This is a genomic window from Vibrio sp. A37 (assembly GCF_059777565.1).
In genome coordinates, this window is record NZ_JBLNLI010000007.1 from 211,787 (window position 1) to 235,892 (window position 24,106).

Below are 24,106 nucleotides of genomic sequence, written 5' to 3' on the forward strand. Positions count from 1 at the left end.
TTCAGGCTCTTTAAAAGCAGTACCGATAAATAGTCTCACTACTACTCATATAATTTTTAGTTAATATAGTGAAACCCGACCTTTACTTCACGGCATATTTTCATTCCTGATCGGAATAAATGTATAAACGGAAGTGAAATAAATTTGATAGAAATATAAAAGATCAACCCTAAAGGTGTAATACATATCTAAAGGAAGTATTTTATCTTTAAATGCATTGTAGAAGAAAAATTATAACGATAAATTAATACACCAGCTCTATCAATTAGAGCTGGTGCACTGGGGAATAAAAGTGTGGAATTAGAGACGAAATAATACTTCGAACAACTTATCAATTTCATCCAGCGTGTTGTAATGCATAAAGCCAATCCGTACTACCCCACCTGATTCAAGTAAATCTAACTGTTGAACCAACCCAAGAGCATAAAAATGGCCATTCCAAACACAAATGTTTTGCTCACCAAGCGTCTTAGCGATTAACTCTGGATGGCGATCTTTAAGACGTATTGCGAAAGTAGGAGTTCTCAGCTTAGTACTTGCTTCTTCAATTCCATATAATTTAGCTCCGCCTAAAGAAGACAACTTACCGAGAAAATATTGGCTCAGTTTTTCTTCATGTTCAGCAAAGCTATGGTAGCCCTGCTTGATTCTGTCACGAAGTGAACCATCTTCCCCGCCCCATTGAGCGATGTAATTGATTGCTTCAATTACACCAGCAACAGCTTCAAAACTTGGCGTTCCCGTTTCAAACCTGCCAGGGCCAATATCGGTTGCTGGCTCAACTTTATACGGACGTAATGATTGTAACCATTGTGGAGCAACGTAGGCCATTCCGATATGAGGGCCAAAGAATTTATACGCTGAACAAGCTAAAAAGTCACAGCCTAATTGCTGAACATCAACAACATTGTGCGGCGCATAGTGCACAGCATCAACATACACTTTTGCGCCTACTTTTTTCGCCATTGAAACGACTTTTTCAATATCGACAATTGACCCTGTGCAATTCGATGCCATAGTCACCGCAATCAACTTAGTGTTTTCATTAATCAAAGAACCAAGATGTTCAAAGTCTAATGTGCAGTCGGACTCATTTACCCGCACTTTATGCACTTTCGTCTGTTTATCACCAGCCGCTTCTTCCCATGTAGAAACATTTGCCGAGTGATCAAGTGCCGTTACGATAATCTCATCTGTTGACGTCCAATCGCGGCTTATCGAGCGGCTGAGCTGAAAGGTCAATGACGTCATATTGGCGCCAAATACAACGTTGTCTTTCGACTCTGCGTTGAAAAAGGCTTGGACGTACTCACGTGCTTTATCAACCAAGTCATCGGTGATTCTACTGGAGAAATAGTGACCTCCAGTATTTGAGTTAAAGTGGCCTAAGTATTGATTCATACCTTCAAGCACACTCTTAGGGACTTGAGAACCACCAGGTCCATCAAAAAATACGACCGGCTTGTCATTATAAGTCTGATTTAATGCGCTGAATTGTTGCCTAGCTTTTTCAGGAGTGAAGAGCATTGTTATTATTTCTTGCTGTTAGAACGAATAGATCCATGTAACCATTTTTATTGCTATCAACTGAACGTATTGGGCTGGCGTTGTGCCATAACTTCGAGTCTGCGAGTAACGTCACTTCGCCATTTTCTAATACTTTTCTAAAGAATGGAGCCGCATTGAAGTCTTGATATAGCATGATTTCTCCGCCGACAATGTTGTGCCTATCAATGCCAATAATCGCAATATGATCGAAGCCATCTTGATGGACGCCTTCAGGAGCAACTTGAGTTTCATCGTAAACAGCCGAAATTCGCATTTGGTGTATTTCGATTTCCTGCCCATTAGGTAAATTATTCGCTTCTACAAACACTCGACATAGCTCTTTCATACCCGCACTATCGAGGGTCGAAGGTAATATTGAATCAAACTGCCTTACCACATTACCTTGAAAAGTGTTAATGTCGTCTGTCTGCATGAAATGCTGACGATTCATATCTTCTACTTTCTCATTAAGGTATTTAACTACCGAGTATCGTCTAAAGCGATATTGACCATCAGCATGATCCGTACTCGGTAGCTTAGAAAAAGAAGGAGCCAGTTGCGCTATTGCAGCCTGACTAATGGTCGTAATTTGAAGCGTATTCTGAATAATTTGTAACATCGTTGTCTCCTAAACCTCGCATCAACTTTGAAACAATTAATTAACAAAATACATATTATGTTGATAAATACAAGATAATACGATTTATAAACTCAACAATCAATAAATTATAGTTTTATATTCTATTTATTATCAAATAACGAGATAATACAACTACAAAACTGAGTAGCTACTGTTCGATTCTAGACCTATTCACTATGATGTATTTTAAATTTATATATTTCAATAACTTAAAATTACATCATTATGATAATTGGAAACGAGAGACCAAAACTACTCGCTAAGAGCAAGCAACGATTTAAGCTTTTATTAACGCTCCAATTTCCATACAATCGGCGTAATAAAGTATTTAATTTTGACCGTCATGATTTGGAGATTGCATGAGCGACGTAAAACATTGTCAATTACTCATCGTTGGTTCCGGCCCCGCTGGATACACTGCTGCGGTATACGCTGCGAGAGCGAACCTGAATCCCGTTCTTGTTACTGGCATCCAACAAGGCGGCCAGCTGACCACCACGACTGATGTGGAAAACTGGCCGGGTGACGCAGAGGGGTTAACTGGACCCGCGCTTATGGATCGAATGAAAGAGCATGCAGAACGATTTGAAACAGAAATCGTATTCGATCATATTAACGAAGTGGATTTATCCAAAAGGCCTTTTAGCCTAAAAGGTGACAGCCAAGAATATACTTGCGACGCTTTAGTTATCTCAACTGGCGCATCGGCAAAGTACCTAGGCTTAGATTCAGAAGAAGCATTTAAAGGGCGCGGTGTATCAGCATGCGCAACCTGTGACGGGTTCTTTTATCGCAACCAAAAAGTAGCCGTTGTCGGTGGGGGCAATACTGCTGTTGAAGAAGCGCTATACCTTTCAAATATCGCATCAGAAGTGCACCTTATTCACCGCAGAGAAGGCTTCCGTGCAGAGAAGATCCTGATGAAGCGTTTAATGGATAAAGTAGAAAACGGCAACATCACGTTACACACAGATAGAACACTCGACGAAGTACTGGGCGATGAAGTTGGTGTTTCTGGAGTGCGCATTAAAGATACAAAATCTGATGCGACTGAAGATCTAGATGTGATGGGTGTATTTATTGCTATTGGCCACCAGCCAAATACTGCTATTTTCAAAGGCCAAGTGGAAATGAACGATGACTACATAATTGTTCAATCTGGCCTCAATGGGAACGCGACTCAAACTAGTGTAGAAGGCGTTTTTGCTGCAGGTGACGTTATGGACCACACATACCGCCAAGCCATTACCTCAGCAGGTACGGGTTGTATGGCAGCTCTTGATGCAGAGCGATTCTTAGACAAAATGTCGAATAATTCGTAAATGTGATTTTGCAATTTTATCAATAATCACACTGGCCCAATGGTATTACCATTGGGCTAACTTTTGTATAATGCCCCACCTGTAACACGTTATAACTACCATTAAGCCTTCAAAATGGATAAAACTAAAAGACGTAGCTTGACCACTTGGCTCAAGCAGCAGAGTAAGTTAGCGAACCGCTGGCTTATGATTGCTGTGGGGCTTGGTATCGTTTCAAGCCTATTTTTACTCGCGCAAGCTGCTCTCCTTGCGACCATTCTCGATCATCTAATCATTAAACATGTCGATAAATATGATCTGATCCCCTACTTTATCGGCCTAGCTGCAACGATTGCGCTTCGCGCTGTTTGTGCTTGGGGAAAAGAGATAGCTGGCTATCGCTGCGGTGAACAAATTCGAATCTATATCAGGCGACAAATTCTCGAAAAGCTGCGTGAATTAGGGCCCGCGTATATTAAAGGTAAGCCTGCTGGTTCTTGGGCAACACTTCTTCTTGAACAAGTTGAAGAGATGCAAGACTTCTTTGCTCGCTACCTACCGCAAATGTCTCTTTCTGTGATGATTCCATTTATCATCCTAGTGGTGGTTTTCCCCGTAAACTGGGCCGCTGGGCTTATCTTTTTACTTACTGCCCCACTTGTCCCATTATTTATGGCACTCGTTGGCATGAAAGCAGCCGAAGCTAACCGCAAAAACTTCAAAGCTTTGCAACGATTATCAGGCCATTTTTATGATCGCCTCCAATCTATGACGACCATTCGCTTGTTTGATCGAAACAAAGCAGAAACTGAAGTAATGAAAGGTGCATCAGAAGTATTCCGTACTCGCACTATGGATGTATTAAAGATTGCTTTCTTATCTTCAGCCGTTTTAGAGTTCTTCACTTCTATTTCGATCGCTATTACCGCAGTATATTTTGGCTTCAGCTACATTGGCGAGCTAAATTTCGGCCACTATGGTGTCGCCGTTTCTCTACTGACTGGTCTATTTGTTCTTATTTTAGCGCCAGAGTTTTATCAGCCATTGCGCGATTTAGGTACTTTCTATCACGCTAAGCAGCAAGCCATTGGTGCCGCAGAAAGTATCGTTGAGTTTTTAGAAACTGACGTCAGTAAAGTCCAATCTGGAACTCATGATCTCTCCGGTGAAGCTAGTATTACTATCGAAGCGAAAGATCTGGAAGTACTGAGCCCAGATGGTACCCACCTCGTTGGGCCTATCTCGTTTAATATTGCAAACAACAAAACCTCAGCTCTTGTTGGGCCAAGTGGTGCAGGTAAAACGAGTTTAATCAATGCCATTCTAGGTTTCATGCCATATCAAGGTAGCTTAAAGATCAATGGCGTAGAGCTTCGCGATGCAGACCATGATACTTGGCGTAAACAGGTGAGCTGGGTTGGTCAAAACCCTCTGTTATTGCACGGCACCATTAAAGAAAACATTACGTTAGGTAAACAAGATATTGCTGCGAATACGATTGAGAAAGCTCTTGAAGATTCATTTGCTAAAGAGTTTGTTGACAAGCATGGCTTAGATTACCAAATATCTGATCGATCTGGCGGCCTATCTGTCGGCCAAGCTCAACGTCTTGCTCTCGCGCGTGCCATGCTACAAAACGGCAACTTCTGGCTCCTAGATGAGCCAACAGCCAGCCTAGATGCTCGCAGTGAACGACTCGTTGTCGACGGTCTAAATAAACAGATTCAAGGTAAAACCGCTCTTATGGTCACTCACCAACTTGCCCCACTAAAAGACGTTGAACAGATTCTAGTGATGCAAGACGGCAAGTTAGTTCAGTCAGGCCATTACGACAGTTTATCGACTCAAGATGGACTGTTTAGTGAGATGCTAAAAGCAAATCTTCAACAAGAACAAGCCAACAAGGGGAACTTAGATGCGTGATTTACTCCCTTATCTAAAACTGTATAAAAAGCATTGGTTTGGCTTGTCACTTGGCATGATTCTGGCCTTTGCGACTTTAGTTTGCTCTATTGGATTGCTGACTCTTTCTGGTTGGTTCCTATCCGCAGCAGCCATTGCCGGACTATCCATTGCTCGTAAAACGTTTAATTACATGCTGCCAGCAGGCTTTGTTCGTGGCTTCGCGATTGGCCGAACCGCTGGTCGTTGGGGTGAACGCGTTGTGAGTCATGATGCAACGTTCAAATTGCTGACTGATCTGCGCATCTTCTTCTTCAAAAAGCTCACTCCCCTTATTCCGGGACGAGTTTCGAACTTGCGCGATGGCGACCTTCTTAACCGTTTGGTTGCCGATATTGATGCCATGGATCATGTCTATTTAAGACTAATTAGCCCTATTGTCATTGGTATCTTAGGTATTGCGTCGCTAACAGTATTTTTGAGCTATTTCGACCTTCATTTGGGCCTAATATTAGGTGCTATCCTCCTCGCGCTATTGCTCATCTGGCCTATATTGTTCTACAAACTAGGTAAGAGAAATGGCGAAACACTTACCAACAACAAAGCGAAGCTGCGTGTCGCAACGCTTGATTGGCTAGAAGGCTATAGCGAGCTCACCATTTTTGGTGCAGAACGACGATATAGAGATGCCATTTTTAACGCCCAGAGCAAGCTGCTAACCAATCAGTATGTGAACGCACACCTAGCTGGTTTAGCACAAGCATTACTCATGCTTGCCAACGGTTGGACTTTAGTATTGATGATTTGGATTTCCGCTGATGGTGTCGGAGGTCAACCACCAGGCCCAATGATCGCACTAATGGCATTTGCGACCATGGCCAGCTTTGAAATGTTGATGCCAATCGCTGGCGCATTCCAATACCTAGGGCAAACACTGACTTCTGCTCGCCGCCTCAATGACGTCATTTTAGCTGAACCAGATGTCACCTTTGCCAAGGAGCAAACAGAGCATAACAACCAATTCTCAATTGATTTTGCCAAAGTAACCTTTAGTTATCCAGACAGCGAAAGCAAAGTGCTGAGAGATGTCGACTTGACCATTGGAGCTAAACAAAAAGTAGCTATTCTTGGTCAAACAGGCTCAGGTAAATCAACTATGCTGCAGTTGCTATCGCGCTATTGGGACCCTCAATCTGGTAGTGTTTCCATTGCAGGACAACCGTTAACTCAATGGAATGAAAGCCAGTTGCGTAAAGCGGTAAGTGTTGTGAGCCAAAGAGTCGACGTGCTAAACGGTACATTACGCGATAATTTACTCATGGCTAACCCTGATGCAACGGATGAGCTGCTATCTAAAACGCTTACAGAAGTTGGTTTGGACAAGCTTCTGGATGATAAAGGCTTAGATGCTTGGCTGGGAGATGGCGGACGCCAGCTTTCCGGTGGGGAAAAGCGCCGTATTGGTATCGCACGAGCTGTTCTGCATGATGCGCCAATCTTACTCTTAGACGAACCAACTGAAGGCCTTGATAAGAGTACTGAAAAGCAAATCATGGCTCTGCTTGAATCCCACTATCGAGACAAAACGGTGCTGTTCATTACTCACCGCTTAGTAAATCTAGCCAAAATGGACGCAATATGTTTAATTGAGCAAGGTGAAGTGGTTGAACATGGCTCCCATGAACAATTAATTGCGCGTGCTGGTCGCTATTATCAGCTCACTCAATCGATTTAACGTTAGGGCCGACATCGTCGGCCTTTTTTCTGTCTAACCATTTATAACAATTACAGTAAGTTGGAAAAAGGTATGTATATCGCAATGAACCGATTCAAAATTCGCCCTGGCTGTGAAGAAGATTTCCTAGAAATGTGGAGAAATCGCGACTCTTATTTAGATACCGTGCCAGGTTTTAAAGAGTTTAATATGCTTAGAGGACCTAGCAACGAAGAGTATTCTCTATTTGTTTCTCACTCTATTTGGGGTTCAAAAGAAGATTTCGAAAACTGGACACGCTCAGAAGCATTTCGTAAAGCCCATGCGGGAGCCCGCAGCAGCAAAGACATGTACTTAACGTCTCCAAACTTTGAAGGCTTCGAGGCTTGTTTGTAAGTTCATTAATACACTTTTAGTAAACTGAACTCGGAATGATACCCGTCCAAACCTTGTCACTCATCGAGTAAGTCTCGCCAAAATATCAGTGCTGATTATTTGGATGGATAACTAAGTAAAATCACCAAATAATCGGTACTTGTCGTCACAAGCTCGACGCAACAATTGACGGCTAAATTCACTGGCTATGAGATATCAACGTTCGCTGAATCCCAACCTATGCCTAAGGTGTTATTGGATTAGTCAGTAAATTTACTCTGCTCGTTTGCGCATTAAGTTATTAATCTATTAATTTACCGTACTCATTATTGTCTTATATGATTAAGTTTATTTAGTTACAGTTCAATATCTTAAACATAAATAAATTGAGAAATAACATAATGAAGTCAGTCGAAGAAGTCGTTAGAGGTTTTATAGAGCAAGTGCGTTCGGGAGCAAAACCAGAGTTAGCTTCAAACTTTATGGCACGCAAAGTTAAAGCTCATCAAGTAATATCCGGAAAAAGTGAAGTAATAGAAAGAAGCCCAGAAAATTATACTGACCACATCTATGAGTTTATTGAAGAGTTCGGTAACTTTGATTTGGAAGTAGAAGAAATGATTACCCAAGATAGCAAGGTCTATGTGCGCTGGTGTCAACGAGGCAAGCACATCGGTAATATATTGGGTTATCCCGCAACCGGCAAACCTCTTGAAACGAAGGGCAGCGCTGTTTATCGAGTGGAAAATGACAAAATTGTCGAATACTGGATCCAGCGAGAAAATGAAGGGCTAACAGAGCAATTGGAAAGTCAGGCTAATTCGCTCTAGTTTTCTGTTTATCCCTAAATTAGGCAAAAGATAGTTACTGACTTTCTTTTGCCTCTTTCCCTTACTAGGTATGGATTTCCTCTCAGTTTTTTTGAATCCTATTTGACTAACATTTTCTGAGACTTATAGAGTGCTCCCATGGCTGGAAAGTCAAAGCTAGGATTAGGAAAATATGACTCTACGAGTGGTACCAGAACTCTATTGTTTCGATTTGCACATTAGTCAGTCGTTTTTTGTTGACGTGTTGGGGTTCACATTGAAATACGAGCGGCCAAAAGAAGAGTTTGCTTACCTTACACTTGATGGTGTTGATCTTATGCTTGAAGGGATTAGTAGCAATACTAGAAAATGGGTTACTGGTGAGCTGGAGCTTCCTCTGGGTAGAGGAGTCAACTTCCAATGGGATGTGAGAAATATAGATTCATTGTACGAGCGAGTTCGCAACAAAGCAGAAGATGCTATCTATTTACCCATGGAGTCAAAGCCTTACCAATGCGGCAATATAGTTTCAGTACAAAAGCAATTTATCGTTCAAACTCCAGATGGTTACTTATTCAGATTCTGTCAGGATATTTAGTTGCTATCAATGAGCAGTAAGGTTTTGCAGAGTTTGAATCTAAACAAACTAGCATCTGGAATACACAGCCAGCCGTTTATCAGCTCCATCTAAAATCCCTGTAGAAATGATGATGGATTAGGAAATAATCCTATATGCTGTTTCGTATTATTGCAAACTTAAAAAGGCAGACAGTTAATGACTCAAATTAGAATCGCTAGCCGTAACGATGTTGAAGATCTATCCGTACTATTTCACGAATACAGGCAGCTGTCTGTCAGTTTGGATAATTCTGCGACTATAACAGAGTCGGGAAAGTGGCTTAGAGATAAAATCGATAGCCGTGATGCGGTCTTTTTAATCGCAGAAACAGATGGCTTATTCATTGGCTTTGCGACTTTATATCAAGGCTTTAGCTCTATATCATTACAAAAGTATTGGATTCTAAACGACCTTTACGTAAAGGATGAAGCGCGTGGGTTAGGCGTTGGAAGTAATTTAATAGCCGAGGCTGATAAACTTGCTATCGATACTAACTCGATGGGTATTGAATTGGAAACTGCTATCGGTAATACAGTGGCTCAGTCCATGTATGAAAAACTTGGGTACGTTGTAAATACGAAGTACAAAAGTTATTTTAAGGCTATCTAATTTTTGTCCAAGACAACGCTAAAAACACGTCTAACGGACACGGTTTCTTCCATCGGATTTTGCCATATAGAGCTGTCTATCGGCCATTGATATGACCTCATCGATGGAATGGCTATCACTCGAGTACACTGACACGCCGATTGATAGTGTCACTGAGACTGAGCTTCTTTGTCCAATCGTCACTTGTATATCTTCAACGCTATTACGTATTTTTTCTGCGACAATCACCGATCGTTCTAAATCGCTATCTGGCAAGGCGACACAAAACTCCTCGCCTCCATAACGACAAACAATATCTCCACCTCGGGTGGTTTGCAAAAATACTTCAGCGACCTCCCTTAACACAGCATCGCCAACATCATGCCCATACTCATCATTAAAACGCTTAAAGTGATCAATATCGGCCATCAAGATCCCTATCTTAGCACCATTTCTTTTTGCTCTAGCCACCAGCTGCTCCAATGACTCAAAGAGATAGCGTCGATTGTAAAGACCTGTTAACGAGTCACTGATTGCCTGCTGTTTTAAGTGGTATCTCAAATTAATATTTGCCAACGCTAAACCAATCCGTTTCGTTATAGCCTCAAGTAATAGCATTTCGTTTGCACTTAGTTCAGGGCTAACTGTATGCATTACACCAATTGCCTCACCTAACGCCACAAGTGGTAAACAAACGGTACAAGGCTGACTTGTCTCTTGCTTAATATGAGAAAAATGATCACAGTACAACAGAGTACCGTTGTGGTGTGATTTATGTGGATGCCCTTTCCTTAAAGCCCAGCATTGATCTGGCAAAAAGTGGATATTCTCTTTCCACTCATCCCCCCAAAAAATTTGCGACTCTAAACGATTTCTTGAAGCTTTATAAATGGAAATAGCACCAGTAGTATTGGGTAGTAGCTGGGGAACAATCTGTTTTACCGCTTTTGCAGCTTCTGTGACTTCAGAGCATGAGCCTAAAATTGAGTCCAATTCATACAACAACTCGATATTTCGAACGCCAGAATCTATTCTATTTTTTAGTTTTTTCCGATCATCTTCCACCGACATTGCTATCCAGCGGGAACTAAAAAAGCTTAAAACAACAAGGGACAAGGTGCTCAATGCAAGAATAATAATTAAAGCTTGCCTAAGCTGAATGAGTTCATATTTTATCGTGTCATCGGGTAAAGACGCTCTAGCGTAATAACCAACCTTCACCCCATTTTGTAATATCTGATCGTAGACAGTAACGTATGTATACGTTTTTTGGACGGTATCACTGTACCGTTGAGCAAAGCCTATCCCAGATTTAAATGCTTCAACTACTTCAGGTCTATCAGCATGATTATCCATTAATGATATTGAATCAAAGGGTACTTGAGAGTCCCCAGTCACAACACCAGATGCATTAATAAAAGTGATACGAGCATCTGAAGCCTGGCTTAGTTTCTTTGCAATTGGGTCAACATTCTCGATTGTGAGCGGTACACCGATTTGAGAAAGCGTCACGATAGAAGATTTTGCTAACCAGTCTAACTCGGTCTCTACGCGAGAATTTAGCTCTCGATCTAACTGATGATCAATAATAACTAAGTTCAAACTGCTGATTACAAAAACAACAATGAGAGGCAGAAAAATAATACGGTTCTTTAGAGTCAAAGCACTTCTAATCGTTTAATAATACTTACTTTTAAACGTAGCATAACGTCAATATTTAGCAGGGTAATTACTACTCATTACTGCTATTTTCTTTTATCCGACAGAAGGACATTTCTCGGTCGGCTATAAAACAATATCAATGATTCATATATTAGGCCAAAAATATAGATAGGCTCGTTTCGTCGATACTGGCAACAAACCTGATCATTTCATAACATATTTCTTCTCAATTCCCTAACTCTACTTGGTCATGTTCTTAGTACTATACATCTCCATAAATCCTTGGAGTCCATTAACCAAGCTATTCTGCCTTTCTATTGCTTGCCCTGTTTGTACGGCTGCTTTAGACGTTTCATTCGCAATATCAGAAATACTATTTAAATTCTTACTAATAACATCTGCTAAACTCGCTTGCTGGTTAGATGCGGTAGCAATTTGTGTATTCATACCAGTAATGGTTTCTACTGCTCCGTTAATAGATTTCAGCACTCCACCAGCTTCAACTGCTTGTTCGACAGTATCATTGGCCTTACCTCTACTGGATGCCATTGCTAAAACAGCATTGCCTGCATTAGCTTGTAACCTTTCAATAATTTGCTGAATTTCTTGAGTGGATTTACCCGTTTGATTTGCTAGAGAACGTACTTCGTCTGCGACAACCGAGAAACCTCTTCCCGCTTCTCCCGCTCGAGCTGCTTCTATTGCAGCATTCAACGCTAATAGATTTGTTTGATCTGCAATTCCTCGAATCACATCAAGAACCGTCCCGATCTCCTTTGCATCATTTTCTAGCATGGAGATCACTTCTGAAGCACTATCGACTTCTTCAGCTAACGATCGTATAACAACAATAATATTGTCTACTTTAGAGTTGCCATTTTGAGATTCATGATATGCATCATTTGCTGCTTTCATTGCTTCAGACGTATTAGCAGCCACTTCCTGAGAGTTCTGCTCCAATTCACTAACGGCTACCACGACTTCAGAAATCTCCCTATCTTGATGCTTAATTCTAGACTGAGTGTTGTTCATTATCTCCGACATTTTTCCTGTTGAGCTTAGCAATTCGCTAGTTGAATCGGTAATCTCTTGAATTTGTTTACTTTGTTTGCTGACCATGCGGGACAGCGCTTCACGCAATTGCCCCACTTCGTTTTTCCCACCACGAATCACTTCGATACACAAATCGCCATTAGACACTCTCTCTAATGAAGCAACAATTTCATCAATTGGGGATATCACCATACGACGGATGATGACCATAAACGTAATAATAATTCCTAACAATAAAGCCAAAGATACGATCGCCAATAGGATTACCTTGTTATAGACCCTATCCGCCATTTGAGCTTGCACTTTACGGATTTGCGACTCTGTATCTTCTAAAATGTTCTTACTACTAGACTGGATATTGCTATTAATACTGTCGATACGTTGCCTTTGTAACGCGAGCTTATTTTTGATCACCGTTGAATCTACGTAAATTTTCACCCCTACAAAACCAAACTTTGACTTTTTCGTTGCCTCAAATTCTTTATCTACCTTGTAGTTTCCTTGCTGTTCAAAACTCGTCCAAGGACCACTTTGCTCCATCTGTATCTCAAGTTTTTTTAACTCTGGAATATTTTCTATTTCACTCAAAGCTAAGCTTTCAATTCCATCGACATCAAAGTTTTCAGAAAATGGTAAAAATATGGATGATAGCTGAACAGCTAACGAGCGACTGCTTTCTTCAAATAGCTTTACGTCCTCCTTCCCTGTATTCGATAAATATTGCTCAAGCTCCTTGGAAACTTGGTCAGATAAGTTTCCTAAATTGCTTTGAACACTTGGAATAATTTCACTATCCAGATTTTGACTGAGCTCTCCAGTCACTTACGTAGGAATGATGTAGCCAATAATACAAGAGGTCATTATAGTAACAACGACAAATGCACCAACAATTATTTGTTTAATAGTCATGTCTTCCATTTGCAAACGGTCCTTATTATGGTTGTTATCTAGTTTCTTGTATAATGACTACATTCATAGCTATAAGCTCAATTACCAGCTATAAGTTTTTGGATCGATATTCCCTTTCTCCATTAATTGCACAGAAAAGTCTAAGGATGAGTTTTCAAAATCAACCATTCTTTGTGCTGAAAATACCTCTTTTGCTTCCTTCGCTGCACCAACCAATTTAATCACATCAGCAACGGAAACTTCTGTCGAAACAGATAAAACATTATCTGGATTTTTTTGCTCTGATACCCCTGGTATGACATACATTTCAAGCTCAGGGTACTTACTTTTATTTGCTTCCCACCACCAGTTCTTCACTACGCCAGCTAAGGCCTTATTAGATTTTACGGCGCCGATAGTCGCGGAGTGGCTTCTAGTAGCAATACTTGCTTTGCCATTAGTGGCAGCTTTCGCACTCGACTCGCCAGAACTAGAACCTGCTGCAAATGCGACTTTTTCAGGCATATTTTGTAAAATGGCAACAGGGTCTTGCCCTTTAGGGTACACTAACACTCCGCTATAATACTCCTTGCCATTTACAGCTTGCACGATCATATTACCCAAACCTCTTTCACGGATTATTGTTTGAGCAAAAGAACCAGCAAAAACCATACTTGGTTTACTCCCACTAAATGCTTCAAATATTTGGGGGTAGCTTTTTGCAATTCTCGGACGCATCTTAATTCCCGAAGCTTCACTTAACGACGCAGTGATAACTTGTGCTACTTTCGGTTTGGATTTCCAGCTGGGTGCAAACCATAGATCAACTTCAGTTGCACTATAAGAATAAAATGATGTGAATAAAAAAGTAGATGACAGTAGTAAGTAAAAAAATTTTTTCATTCAAATTTCCTTTTAACTATTAAAGAGACCAACCTCCATATGGCGGATAATTAAAAATTTAGATTAAATTTAATTATTTTTAAATTAAAAATAAGAAAAAAAGAAAATAAATAGAGTATGAAAACTAAATTAATACAATATGTTAAAATAAAATATGAGTTAGAATAAAAAGGAAAAAGGAATATTTAGAATAACAGCCCTAGCCTAACTTAATAACGAATATACATTTATACTTAAAGTATTAAAAAGCACGAACCATATTAATCCGTGCTTTAAATACGTGTTATCGAGACAAGTTATTTTCTGCGAGTAGGTTTACGCTTATTTTGATTACTGCCACGCCCTTTTGGCGTGTTGACGCGCTCTTCGTGACGCTTCACTGCGCGGCGAATTTTCTGGCTGCGCGAGCGCTCTCTCTTTCTTGACGTATTATCTTTAGATTGATCAAGCAAAGTATTTCTTTCTGGTTTTAGCTCAACAAGTTCACGCAGGTAGTTTACCTCTTTTAAAGGTAGCTCCATCCAGCCACCACGTGGCAGTTTCTTGTCGAGATAAATATCGCCATAACGGACACGTTTTAATCTGCTGACTGTCGTGTCTTGTGACTCCCATAAACGGCGAACTTCGCGGTTACGACCTTCGTTAATAGCAACGTAGAAAGTGTGATTCATTCCTTCACCACCCGCGTAGACAACATCTTCAAAACGCGCCATGCCGTCTTCAAGTTCTACACCTTTCACAAGGTTTTTTACCTTTTGTTCCGTCACTTCGCCAAAAACGCGAACAAGATACTCTCGTTCGACTTGGCGGCTTGGGTGCATTAAGCGATTGGCTAATTCACCATCGGTCGTAAACAGTAGCAAACCAGACGTGTTTGCATCTAATCGACCTACCGAGATCCAGCGTGAACCACGAATTTTAGGTAAGCGATCAAAAACTGTCCGTCTCCCTTCAGGATCGTGACGAGTACACAACTCTCCTTCTGGCTTATAGTAAGCCAACACTCGGCAAACAACTTCTTCGGAAGATTTAGTAGAAACATGATGGCCATCGATCCTGACCGTAGCATTTTCGTCTTCAAGACGCTCACCTAGTTTAGCAACCACTCCATTGACGCTCACTCGGCCTGCTTTGATTAACGCTTCTAGTTCACGGCGAGAACCATACCCAGCACGCGCTAATACCTTCTGTAATTTTTCGCTCATTGGCTTACCTAATAGTTGTCGTCTTCACAGACGTCGAATTGGATTGCGCTTCAAAAACGCAGTCGGGCATTATCTCAAAATAGTCAGCAAAAATCACCCGATTTATTATTGAAATGGTGCAATATCACCTGAACCTAAACGCGCTACCACCGGCTCGCCTTCACTAAAATCAATCACGGTCGTAGGTTGCTCTCCTAGGTATCCACCATTTAAGATGCAGTCAACGGCGTGCTCTAGCTTATCGCGAATATCCTCGGGGTCCGATTCCGTATGTTCATTTCCGGGTAAGATTAACGACGTTGACATCAGTGGCTCACCCAATGCTTCCAGAAGCTCTAACGCGATTTTATTGTCCGGTACACGTATGCCAATTGTTTTCCTGCGAGAGTTCATCAAACGTCTTGGCACTTCTTTAGTTCCTTTAAAAATAAACGTATAAGGCCCAGGCGTATTGTTTTTCAATAAACGAAACGCGGTATTGTCTACCCTTGCGTATAAAGAAAGCTCCGATAAATCTCGGCAAAGAAGAGTAAAATTATGCTTGTCATCTAAACGGCGAATTTGGCAGATTCTTTCTAACGCCTGTTTATTTTCTAGCTGGCAACCTAGCGCGTAACCGGAATCCGTTGGATATACCACGACGCCGCCATTTCTAACAATTGCTACCGCTTGATTGATCAAACGAGCTTGCGGGTTTTCTGGATGAATGTAAAAAAACTGACTCATTATTATTCCTCGTTATCGAGTCAACGACTCTGTTTTGGGGCTTGTTCTTCTCTATCATTCCCTTTCTTTTGCTTGTCTAGACCCCAATCTTTCCAAATGGGCTCGACTCCTGAAGGTAACCAAAGGTTTTTACCTAATTCCATCCACTGGGACGGATAATGAAAGTCGCTACCTAGAGAAGCTAATAGGTTGTATTGTATAGCATAGTCGGCCAAATTGCGCCTTTCTTGTGGTGCTTGCTGTGGTTGTGCTACTTCCATCCCATCTCCACCAGCATCCACAAACGCTTGAATTAGACGCTTAGTCCATTTCGCTGTCAATTTATATCGCCCGGGATGCGCGAGGACCGATTGTCCTCCAGCGTCATGAATAGCGCCAATCGCTTCATCCATTGAACACCAACTAGGTGGGACATAACCCGGATTGTCTCGTGTAAGAAATTTTTTAAACACTTGCTGCATGTTCTTTACGTGGCCGTTTTCAACTAGCCAGCGTGCGAAATGAGCTCTCGTAATTGGTGCATCTTGCGCAATCTTTTGTATTTGAGCCAGAACATCCGTTGATTTGGTCGCTTTCTGTAATCGTTCTGCAATGAGTTCTGCTCTGGTTACCCTTCGCTGTTTTTGCGCTTCAATCAATTGAGTTAAGTGTTGACTGTGACTATCAATGTTTAGCCCAACTATATGGATATCTTTGTTTTTCCATACTGTCGAAATTTCAATACCCTTAACTAAACGAATTGGCAGCTGTTTTTTCTCAATATAGTTTTGTGCACACGCCAAGCCTTCTACCGTATCGTGGTCTGTTATCGCCAATATGTCGATACCAAATCCAACCGCTCGGTCGATAAGATCTTCTGACGATAAGTGCCCATCAGATGCGGTAGTATGGCTGTGCAAATCAATTTTCATAAATTAGCTTTTTTTAGTTGACATTTCACTCTCGTACTAGTTAACTAGTACAAAATAAATTTCACCGAAGCGACGAGCGCTACATGTTACAAGATTCTCACTACAATTCGAAATATATTGGCACAACTGTAGTGATCAATACTGCTCGTTGGTGGCGCACTTGGCTATTATCCAAGTGGGTTACTGCATGCTTCTAAAAATTTAGAAATTAGCACCTAGCCCGCTCTTGTAAGCGGGCTTTTTCATTTTATATTTTCGCGCAACAAGCTCACTTCTTGGGTCTACCAATATCATGCGAGAATCAACATCAGCAATTTGGGAAGAACAAGATAGTGTGCGAGTATGTCCAGCAGATACAATTCATATAAGGAGGTCTTGTGAACAAGGCCATTACAATAGAAAATCTAGGTGAGCTTGAAGTAATCAGTACGCCAGTACCTTACTCACAAGATCCAACCAGTCTGTTTTATACGCTTTGCCACGAAAAAACAGACAGCCTTTTGCTAGAGTCAGCGGAAGTTGATTCGAAACAAGATTTACAAAGTCTACTCCTTGTCGATTCTGCGGTTAGAATCGTCTGCCTAGAAGAAGAAGTCACTTTTTCTGCGTTAAGCAGCAACGGCCAACAGCTTATTGAACACTTGGCGCAAAATGTAAGTGACTCTGTCGCTTCAACATTGAGCTCAAATAAACTGGTGCTCAAATTCGAGCAACCTGACGTAAACCTTGATGAAGACACTCGTTTAAGACAGGCTTCTTCGTTCGATGCTCTAAGACTCGTTCAACATAGTTTCGACCTTACCGATAAAGACAAGCATGCCATTTTTATTGGTGGTCTATTCGCTTATGACCTCGTGGCCAATTTTGAATCTATTGGTGACGTACCTTCAGACAACAACTGTCCTGACTATGTATTTTACGTTGCCGAAACACTATTAGTGATTGACCATCAAGCGCAAACCAGTCAACTGCAAGCGAGTTTATTTAGCAGAGATGAAGCGATTCGCGCTCAAATCACTCAGCGCATGGATCATATCCGTCAACAATGCTCTTCAATTCAGCCGTTACCCGCAGCCAAAAAACTTTCTAAAATAGAAGTCGAAACTAACGTTTCTGATGCTGAGTTCTGTCAGTCTGTCACTGACTTAAAGCAATACGTCGTAAAAGGCGATATTTTCCAAGTTGTACCTTCACGCCGTTTTACAATGTCTTGCCCTTCTCCACTGGCAGCATACAAAGAACTGAAAATACAAAACCCAAGCCCTTACATGTTTTACATGCAAGATGAGCTATTCACTTTGTTTGGCGCTTCCCCAGAGAGTGCTTTGAAGTACGAAACTTCAAACAACCAAGTGGAAATATACCCAATAGCGGGAACAAGACGTCGTGGAAAATATCCCAATGGTGACATCGACTTTGACTTAGATAGTCGTATTGAATTAGAGCTGCGTTCAGATAAGAAAGAAAACGCTGAGCACATGATGTTAGTCGATTTAGCTCGTAATGATGTTGCGCGAATTTCTAAGCCAGGAAGCCGCCATGTTGCAGACTTACTAAAGGTTGACCGTTATAGCCATGTAATGCATTTAGTCTCTCGCGTCGTCGGCCAGCTAAGAGAAGATCTCGATGCGCTGCACGCATACCAAGCTAGCATGAACATGGGAACCCTAACTGGCGCCCCTAAGATACGTGCTATGCAGTTGATTCGTGACACCGAAAAAACTCGCCGAGGTAGCTATGGTGGAGCCGTCGGCTATTTAACTGGCGAAGGCTCTTTGGATACCTGTATTGTTATCCGCTCTGCTTATGTCGAGAATGGCCAAGCCAATGTTCAAGCAGGCGCAGGAGTCGTATTCGATTCAGAGCCTCAAGCGGAAGCGGACGAAACCCGTGGCAAGGCTCAAGCCGTTATCAACGCTATCAAAACCGCACATCAGGAGTAGAATCATGGCGAATATAATTTTTATCGATAACTTCGACTCCTTTACTTATAACTTGGTTGACCAGTTCCGCTCACTGGGTCACAACGTGACGATTTATCGTAATAGCATTGATGTAGACACGATAGAACAAGCGGTAGAGGCACTTGAAAATGCTGTTTTACTGTTATCACCTGGGCCCGGACAGCCTTCTGAAGCTGGATGTATGCCTCTATTAATCCAACGTTTACAAGGTAAAGTGCCAATGATCGGTATATGCTTGGGTCACCAAGCAATCGTAGAAGCGTATGGTGGCAAAGTGGAAGGCGCGGGAGATATCGTACATGGCAAAGTCTCTATGATGTCTCACCAATCTCACCCTATTTATCACGGTTTAGCTGACAGCATTGCTATCGCACGATACCATTCACTCGTCGCAACCAATATCCCAAAATGTTTGACTGTGACCGCTGAAGTGGATGGTTTGGTCATGTCGGTCACTCATGAACAGCACAAGGTGTGCGGTTTTCAATATCATCCAGAGTCAGTTATGACAACAAATGGTGCTACATTATTGTCAAATGCGATCACATGGGCGTTAGATAGAGAATAAAATTAAGGTCAGTTGGAGAAGACTATGCAGAACATTATTAACAAGTTGCTTCAGCAACAGTCACTTACTCAAGAAGAAAGCTCTCAATTATTTAGCTGCATCATCAAAGGAGAATTGGATGCAACGTCAATGAAAGACGTTCTCCTTGCATTGAAATCAAAAGGGGAAACACCAGAGGAAATTGCAGGTGCAGCCAAGGCACTTATTGCAAATGCGACCCCTTTCCCGGCTATTGACTATGACTTTGCAGACATTGTTGGCACTGGCGGTGATGGTCACGACACCATCAACATTTCTACAACAGCAGCATTTGTAGCAGCCGCTTGTGGCTTAAAAGTCGCTAAACACGGAAATCGTAGCGTATCGAGCAAATCTGGCTCATCTGATTTGCTGGCATCATTTGGCATCAACCTCGCCATGACGCCAGAAGATACCAAAAAGGCCGTGGATGAAATTGGTGTAGCATTCTTATTTGCACCTGAATATCACTCAGGCTTTAAACATGCCATGCCAGTCAGACAAGAGTTAAAAACAAGAACTATTTTTAATATTCTCGGGCCACTGATTAATCCAGCTAGCCCCCCTATTCAGCTAATGGGTGTCTATAGCGAAGAGCTTGTTAAACCGATATCCGAAACCATGCTGCAAATGAATAAAAAACGCGCGGCGGTTGTTCATGGAAGTGGGTTAGATGAAGTAGCAATTCATGGCAAAACAACCGTAGCTGAAATCAGAGATGGTCAGATTCATAAGTACGTTCTCACCCCTGAGGATTTTGGCGTTAAGCTTCACGACTTAGAGGCCATCAAAGGTGGGTTGCCAGAAGAAAACCGCGAAATCATTACCAATATATTGACGGGTAAAGGCACAGAAGCGCAAGTAAGCGCAGTTGCGGTAAACGTGGCACTTCTAATGCGTTTATTTGGACACGAAGATCTAAAACAAAACACACAAACTGCGATAGAGGCTATGAACTCAGGCAAAGCTTATGAGTTAGTCCAACAGTTGGCTCAAAGAGGTTAACATGACACAACTATCTGAACATGTCTCAGTAAAAGAAACTCAAATGGCCAAAGTTTTGGTAAAAATTGTTGGTGACAAACGTATTTGGGTTGATGAGCGTAAGCAACAGAAGCCTTTGGAATTGTTTCAATCTCAGTTAGAAAAATCCGATCGAAGCTTTTATCAGGCTTTATCGAGTGGTAAAACAGCGTTCCTTCTAGAGTGCAAGAAAGCCTCCCCTTCCAAAGGGCTCATTCGGGAAGACTTCGATTTGGAATACATTGCTGGTGTTTATAAAAATCACGCCTCAGCAATATCTGTTTTGACTGACGAGAAATATTTCCAAGGTAGCTTTGAATTCTTGCCGACGGTTCGCAGCATCGCGACTCAACCAGTCTTGTGTAAAGACTTTATGATAGACCCTTACCAAGTCTATCTTGCTCGATCTTATGGTGCAGACGCGATCTTGTTGATGCTTTCGGTGTTAAATGACGAAGAATACAAACAACTTGCCGAGATTGCTCATTCTTTGGATATGGGTATCCTTACTGAAGTCAGTAACGAAGAAGAATTAGATAGAGCGGTTAACTTGGAAGCCCAAGTCATCGGCATCAACAATCGCAACCTTCGCGATTTATCCACTGACTTAAATCGCACCAAAGAGCTCGCGCCAATCTTGAGAGCGAAAGCTCCGAATACAACTATTATTTCTGAGTCTGGAATATACACACACCAGCAAATACGTGACTTAACACCTTTTGCCAATGGATTTTTAATTGGTAGCTCACTCATGGCCGAGGATAATTTAGAGCTCGCCGTTCGCCGAGTCATTTTAGGCGAAAACAAAGTTTGTGGCCTTACAACCCCAAAAGATGCGGCTAACGCCTATCAGGCTGGCGCAGTATTTGGCGGTCTAATTTTCGTCGAAAAATCAAAACGCTATGTTGATTTGGAATCTGCCCGCCTTACGATGAGCGGTGCGCCACTAGAGTATGTCGGTGTATTCCAAAACCACACCGCGGAGCAAGTCGCAAACACAGCCAATGAGCTGGGTCTGAGTGCGGTGCAGTTACACGGCGATGAAGACCAAACTTTTGTAAATAACCTGCGTGAGTTGCTCAATGTCGATATCGAAATTTGGAAAGCCTATGGTGTTACAGATTCACTTCCTGCAATGCTAGATGCATACGTTGATCGCCACTTGCTAGATACGAAAATTGGCAACCAATCTGGTGGTACCGGACAGACGTTTGATTGGTCGCTATTGACCGACAAAGAAAAGGTGATGCTAGCCGGAGGTCTATCTCCAGAAAACGCACAACAAGCTTCGCAACTTGGTTGCCTCGGTCTTGATTTTAACTCGGGTGTAGAATCATCACCTGGTACGAAAGATAAAAATAAGCTGCAACAAGCGTTTGCGGCCGTTAGAGATTATTAAAGGATACGACTATCATGGCAAAACTCGATGCCTATTTTGGTGAGTACGGTGGTCAATACGTACCACAAATTCTTGTTCCAGCACTCGAACAGTTAGAGCAAGCTTTTATAGATGCACAGGAAGACCCAGATTTCCGCGCAGAGTTTATGTCTCTGCTGCAAGAGTATGCTGGTCGCCCTACGGCTTTGACGCTAACGCGCAATTTAACCAAAGGTACTAAAACTAAATTGTACCTAAAACGTGAAGACCTTTTGCACGGCGGCGCGCACAAAACGAACCAAGTTCTTGGTCAAGCATTGCTTGCAAAGCGCATGGGTAAAAATGAAATCATTGCTGAAACAGGTGCAGGACAGCACGGTGTTGCCACCGCTCTTGCGTGTGCGCTGCTCGGGCTAAAATGTAAAGTTTACATGGGTGCGAAAGACGTCGAACGTCAAAGCCCGAATGTGTTCAGAATGAAGTTAATGGGCGCAGAAGTGATCCCTGTTCATTCCGGCTCTGCGACACTAAAAGATGCTTGCAACGAAGCATTACGCGACTGGTCAGCAAGTTATGAAAAAGCGCACTATTTGCTTGGTACTGCAGCAGGCCCACACCCTTTCCCAACTATCGTTCGTGAGTTCCAACGTATGATCGGCGAAGAAACTAAACATCAGATCCTCGCCCGTGAAGGTCGCTTACCTGACGCCGTTATCGCATGTGTGGGCGGTGGCTCGAATGCAATCGGTATGTTCGCTGACTTTATCGAGGAAGAGTCCGTTCGACTGATCGGCGTTGAACCAGCAGGTAAAGGCATTGATACTAATCAACACGGTGCACCGCTTAAGCACGGAACAACCGGCATTTTCTTTGGTATGAAAGCGCCTCTAATGCAAGATGAGAACGGCCAAATTGAAGAATCCTATTCCGTTTCAGCAGGACTAGATTTCCCTTCTGTTGGACCACAGCACGCTCACCTGAATGCTATTGGCCGTGCAGAATACGACAACGTGACTGATGACGAAGCTTTAGAAGCGTTTCAAACTCTGGCCAGAGATGAAGGCATCATTCCAGCATTAGAGTCGTCTCATGCCCTTGCACACGCACTTCGTATGGCGAAACAAAACCCAGACAAAGAGCAGTTATTGGTAGTTAACCTATCTGGCCGTGGTGACAAAGATATTTTCACCGTCCACAAAATCCTAGAAGAAAAAGGAGCCATCTAATGGATCGCTATCAAAATCTGTTCAGCAAGTTAGCAGAAAAAAATCAGGGGGCGTTTGTTCCATTTATTACTGTTGGCGATCCTAATGCAGAGCAGTCACTTAAAATAATGGAAACGTTGGTTGAGTCTGGTGCAGATGCTTTAGAACTGGGTATTCCGTTTTCCGATCCTCTCGCCGACGGTCCTACCATTCAAGGAGCGAACATTCGCGCACTTGAGTCCAGTGTGACACCGACCATCTGCTTTGAACTCATCGCAAAAATTAGAGCAAAGTACCCTGACCTACCCATCGGCTTATTGATGTATGCAAACTTGGTTTACTCAAAGGGTATCGAAAACTTTTATCAGCAATGTGCGCAGGCGGGTATAGATTCAGTGCTGATTGCCGATGTACCGACAAATGAAAGCAAAGAGTTTGTTGAAGCTGCAGAAAAATACGGCGTGCACCCAATCTTTATAGCCCCACCTTCAGCAAGCGATGAAACGCTGAGTGATGTTGCTAAACTGGGTGGCGGATACACATATTTACTTTCTCGCTCTGGCGTGACAGGCGCTGAAACAAAAGCGAATATGCCTGTCACAGATTTGCTAAATAAACTAAACCAGTACAACGCGCCCCCTTCACTGCTAGGTTTTGGTATCTCAGAGCCTTCTCAAGTGAAACAAGCTCTAGAGTCTGGCGCAGCTGGCGCGATTTCAGGTTCTGCGGTAGTGAAAATCATTGAAACAAATGTTGAGAAGCCAGATGAAATGCTCTCTAAACTGTCTGAATTTGTTTCAGGTATGAAAGCGGCCACCGTTAAATAATTCTTTCAACTGCCTTCACTATCTTTTGTGAAGGCAGTTTTTTATCGTTTATATAACGGATTTGGTAAATCCATTTTAAAAGCTCACCACTTGGCATAGCACCACAGCAATTAGCCCCTCCTCCACGTAAATACATCAAGCAACACATAAAACAAACATTAAGTCTCTTATTTTCAAAAGCATTTATTACTTACTTTATCAATAGCACATAAAATGTTTTCGATCAGATTTTAGATATATATTTCTGTATACTATCAATAAGTTCTACGTTCGGTCTTA

General features: G+C 42.1%; 21 protein-coding genes and 1 other annotated feature. Of the genes, 13 read left to right on the top strand and 8 right to left on the bottom strand.

Annotated features, from left to right (window positions below):
• Positions 1–300 precede the first annotated feature (300 nt).
• Together ACM2FC_RS14280 and ACM2FC_RS14285 are read right to left on the bottom strand one after the other, a co-directional pair.
• A complete protein-coding gene (locus tag ACM2FC_RS14280) occupies positions 301–1,527 on the bottom strand; it encodes a cysteine desulfurase-like protein (RefSeq protein ID WP_498481623.1) in 1,227 nt (408 codons plus the stop codon).
• Positions 1,511–2,167, bottom strand: a complete 657-nt coding sequence (locus ACM2FC_RS14285; protein WP_498481624.1) for a 2OG-Fe dioxygenase family protein — start codon at positions 2,165–2,167, stop codon at positions 1,511–1,513. Before ACM2FC_RS14285 ends, ACM2FC_RS14280 begins: the two co-directional genes overlap by 17 nt.
• A gap of 380 nt (positions 2,168–2,547) precedes the next feature.
• Between ACM2FC_RS14285 and trxB the strand changes: the two genes are divergently transcribed.
• From trxB to ACM2FC_RS14320, 7 genes are all read left to right on the top strand, one after another.
• Positions 2,548–3,510, top strand: a complete 963-nt coding sequence (gene trxB, locus ACM2FC_RS14290; protein WP_498481626.1) for a thioredoxin-disulfide reductase — start codon at positions 2,548–2,550, stop codon at positions 3,508–3,510.
• Between the two features lie 114 nt (positions 3,511–3,624).
• Positions 3,625–5,412, top strand: a complete 1,788-nt coding sequence (cydD, locus tag ACM2FC_RS14295) for a heme ABC transporter permease/ATP-binding protein CydD (protein WP_498481627.1) — start codon at positions 3,625–3,627, stop codon at positions 5,410–5,412.
• Positions 5,405–7,126, top strand: coding sequence for a heme ABC transporter ATP-binding protein/permease CydC (gene cydC, locus ACM2FC_RS14300; RefSeq protein WP_498481628.1), 1,722 nt, complete (start codon positions 5,405–5,407; stop codon positions 7,124–7,126). The genes cydD and cydC overlap by 8 nt, the downstream gene beginning before the upstream one ends.
• A 72-nt stretch (positions 7,127–7,198) precedes the next feature.
• Positions 7,199–7,501: a heme-degrading protein HmuQ gene (gene hmuQ / locus ACM2FC_RS14305; protein ID WP_498481629.1), complete on the top strand. Its 303-nt coding sequence runs from the start codon at positions 7,199–7,201 to the stop codon at positions 7,499–7,501.
• A 380-nt stretch (positions 7,502–7,881) separates the two neighbouring features.
• On the top strand, positions 7,882–8,310 hold the full coding sequence (locus ACM2FC_RS14310) for an ester cyclase (RefSeq protein WP_498481630.1): 429 nt from the start codon (positions 7,882–7,884) through the stop codon (positions 8,308–8,310).
• A gap of 172 nt (positions 8,311–8,482) precedes the next feature.
• On the top strand, positions 8,483–8,887 hold the full coding sequence (locus ACM2FC_RS14315; RefSeq protein ID WP_498481631.1) for a bleomycin resistance protein: 405 nt from the start codon (positions 8,483–8,485) through the stop codon (positions 8,885–8,887).
• 177 nt (positions 8,888–9,064) lie between these two features.
• Positions 9,065–9,517: a GNAT family N-acetyltransferase gene (locus ACM2FC_RS14320; RefSeq protein ID WP_498481632.1), complete on the top strand. Its 453-nt coding sequence runs from the start codon at positions 9,065–9,067 to the stop codon at positions 9,515–9,517.
• Positions 9,518–9,547: 30 nt separating this feature from the next.
• Here the strand turns inward: ACM2FC_RS14320 and ACM2FC_RS14325 are convergent, their stop codons facing one another.
• The 6 genes from ACM2FC_RS14325 to rnm form a co-directional block, all read right to left on the bottom strand.
• Entirely contained in the window at positions 9,548–11,158 is a 1,611-nt protein-coding gene (locus ACM2FC_RS14325; protein WP_498481633.1) for a sensor domain-containing diguanylate cyclase, read from the bottom strand.
• Positions 11,159–11,398: 240 nt separating this feature from the next.
• Positions 11,399–13,033, bottom strand: coding sequence for a methyl-accepting chemotaxis protein (locus ACM2FC_RS14330; RefSeq protein ID WP_498481634.1), 1,635 nt, complete (start codon positions 13,031–13,033; stop codon positions 11,399–11,401).
• Between the two features lie 168 nt (positions 13,034–13,201).
• On the bottom strand, positions 13,202–14,002 hold the full coding sequence (locus ACM2FC_RS14335; protein WP_498481635.1) for a PhnD/SsuA/transferrin family substrate-binding protein: 801 nt from the start codon (positions 14,000–14,002) through the stop codon (positions 13,202–13,204).
• A gap of 296 nt (positions 14,003–14,298) precedes the next feature.
• Complete coding sequence (gene rluB, locus ACM2FC_RS14340; RefSeq protein WP_498481636.1) at positions 14,299–15,207, bottom strand: 23S rRNA pseudouridine(2605) synthase RluB; 909 nt, start codon at positions 15,205–15,207, stop codon at positions 14,299–14,301.
• A 105-nt stretch (positions 15,208–15,312) separates the two neighbouring features.
• Positions 15,313–15,933, bottom strand: coding sequence for an L-threonylcarbamoyladenylate synthase (locus tag ACM2FC_RS14345; protein WP_498481637.1), 621 nt, complete (start codon positions 15,931–15,933; stop codon positions 15,313–15,315).
• A 20-nt stretch (positions 15,934–15,953) separates the two neighbouring features.
• On the bottom strand, positions 15,954–16,844 hold the full coding sequence (gene rnm, locus ACM2FC_RS14350; RefSeq protein ID WP_498481638.1) for an RNase RNM: 891 nt from the start codon (positions 16,842–16,844) through the stop codon (positions 15,954–15,956).
• A gap of 143 nt (positions 16,845–16,987) precedes the next feature.
• Positions 16,988–17,090, top strand: a sequence feature (Trp leader region).
• Positions 17,091–17,221: 131 nt separating this feature from the next.
• On the opposite strand from rnm, the gene ACM2FC_RS14355 reads away from it, so the two are divergent.
• Genes ACM2FC_RS14355 through trpA form a run of 6 tightly spaced genes read left to right on the top strand, consistent with a single transcriptional unit; the run spans position 17,222 to position 23,827 of the window.
• A complete protein-coding gene (locus tag ACM2FC_RS14355) occupies positions 17,222–18,787 on the top strand; it encodes an anthranilate synthase component 1 (RefSeq protein WP_498481639.1) in 1,566 nt (521 codons plus the stop codon).
• Positions 18,788–18,791: 4 nt separating this feature from the next.
• Positions 18,792–19,376 (top strand): aminodeoxychorismate/anthranilate synthase component II, encoded by a 585-nt coding sequence (locus tag ACM2FC_RS14360; RefSeq protein WP_498481641.1) that lies wholly within the window; start codon positions 18,792–18,794, stop codon positions 19,374–19,376.
• Positions 19,377–19,400: 24 nt separating this feature from the next.
• Positions 19,401–20,399, top strand: a complete 999-nt coding sequence (gene trpD, locus ACM2FC_RS14365; protein WP_498481642.1) for an anthranilate phosphoribosyltransferase — start codon at positions 19,401–19,403, stop codon at positions 20,397–20,399.
• Between the two features lies 1 nt (position 20,400).
• Complete coding sequence (gene trpCF / locus ACM2FC_RS14370; protein ID WP_498481643.1) at positions 20,401–21,816, top strand: bifunctional indole-3-glycerol-phosphate synthase TrpC/phosphoribosylanthranilate isomerase TrpF; 1,416 nt, start codon at positions 20,401–20,403, stop codon at positions 21,814–21,816.
• Between the two features lie 14 nt (positions 21,817–21,830).
• Positions 21,831–23,021, top strand: coding sequence for a tryptophan synthase subunit beta (gene trpB, locus ACM2FC_RS14375; RefSeq protein ID WP_498481644.1), 1,191 nt, complete (start codon positions 21,831–21,833; stop codon positions 23,019–23,021).
• Positions 23,021–23,827: a tryptophan synthase subunit alpha gene (trpA, locus tag ACM2FC_RS14380; RefSeq protein WP_498481645.1), complete on the top strand. Its 807-nt coding sequence runs from the start codon at positions 23,021–23,023 to the stop codon at positions 23,825–23,827. The genes trpB and trpA overlap by 1 nt, the downstream gene beginning before the upstream one ends.
• Positions 23,828–24,106: the final 279 nt, after the last annotated feature.